Source organism: Sporosarcina sp. NCCP-2331, from assembly GCF_023707945.1.
Taxonomy (GTDB): Bacteria; Bacillota; Bacilli; order Bacillales_A; family Planococcaceae; genus Sporosarcina; species Sporosarcina cascadiensis.
Genome location: NZ_BRCD01000072.1, coordinates 1 through 1,656 on the forward strand (window position 1 = coordinate 1; position 1,656 = coordinate 1,656).

A 1,656-nucleotide genomic window follows, 5' to 3' on the forward strand; every position below is an offset into this window, starting at 1 on the left:
CCCTGATTATTCACCAATTAATAGAGAATCCCACTCCAAAGCGTTCATGGCGGCTTTGGAGTGGGATTCTCTTTTTCACTTAAAAGATGAAAAAAGAATCCATTTCTGATAGGATGATTGCGACCAAACAAAACATCACAGAAAGGATTCTTCTGATGCCTACTTTAACGCAAAACACCCTAAACTTCAACTGTTCCATTAAATTATCCAACGACGGAGGTGAACTTTCCTCTGATACAGGGACTTTGGTGTTCCGAGAATTCGATGAGAAATTGGGGTTCTCTCAAACTATCGCAAATCATCTCCAACTCGTCGATGAACGCACATTTTGCGTCCATGAAAACCATGAACTGCTTCAACAGAAAATCTATCAGTTGATTGCTGGCTATCAGGAAGACGATGCGGCGGATTATTTGACGACCGATCCGGTTTTCACTCAGATCCTCGCCAAGCCTGCGCTGGCTTCCCAGCCGTCTTTGTCCCGATTTTTTCACCGGTTTGATTCGAATGCGCTGGATCAGTTGCAGGCAGCAAACCAAACGATGCTTGACCAGGTTCACCGCGCCCGGCAGGCGCAAGCGCTGATTGTAGACCTCGATTCCTCGCATGCCGATACGTATGGTCAACAGGAAGAGGCTGCATACAACGCGCATTACCAGACGGTCGGGTTTCATCCGCTCGTCGCGTTCGACGGCTTGACAGGCGACTTTCTCAAAGCGAAGCTGCGTCCTGGCAATGTCTATACGTCGAATGGCGTCGTTGATTTCATCCGGCCGGTTATCGAGCATTATAACGAGCAGTTTCCCGAAACCTCGTATCTGGTTCGTGGAGACAGCGGCTTTGCGGTTCCGAAGCTCTACGAGTTATGCGAGAAGGAATCCTTTTCGTATATCATTCGTTTGAAGTCGAATGCCAAGCTGCAGGCACTTGCGGAAGAACTGCATCCGACAGACGAAATTCAAGATATCTCGAAGACCGAATACTACGTAGAAGATTCCATTTATCAAGCGGCCTCCTGGTCGAAATCTCGTCGTATCGTCATTCAATCGACACGGCCGGCAGGTGAGCTGTTCTTTCGGCATGCCTTTTTCGTGACGAGCCTCGGTGAGTGCTTTTCTCCGCAAGCGATTGTGTATTCGTATCAGCAGCGCGGCACGATGGAAAATTTCATCAAGGAAGCGAAGGACGGATTTGGCTTTGATCAGATGAAAAGTCATGATTTCACAGTCAATTCCGCTCGCATGATGATCAGTCTGCTTGCCTACAACCTGACGAATTGGCTGCGCACGCTCAGCTTTCCGAACACTTCGAAAGGCATCCAGATCGGAACGATCCGTACACGATTAGTGAAAGTCGCGAGTAAATTGGTGAAGTCCGGGCGCTACTTGCATATGAAGATCTCTTCCCACTTCGTCTACGATCGCTTTTTCTGGGACGTGCTGGCACGAGTCCAACGTCTCCAATTCAATTGAAGTAGAATAACGTATTTTTAAAAAAGCGGTTGGAACCAAGGGAGAAGTGCGCCCAAAAACTAAAAGAAATCTCCAATTAAATTCCAAACGTGTCGATAAAGTAGTTTAATGGCCTAGCAGATCACTTACAGGCTAAAAATTTGTGGGAACTTTAGGTTTTTCATCTGACCATGAATAATTCAGG

At 47.1% G+C, this 1,656-nt stretch carries 1 protein-coding gene; it reads left to right on the forward strand.

The genetic code is table 11. From position 1 onward, the window contains the following. The first annotated feature begins 155 nt into the window (after window positions 1-155). Entirely contained in the window at window positions 156-1,472 is a 1,317-nt protein-coding gene (locus tag NCCP2331_RS18205; protein WP_251672116.1) for an IS1380 family transposase, read from the forward strand. The last annotated feature ends 184 nt before the right edge of the window (window positions 1,473-1,656 follow it).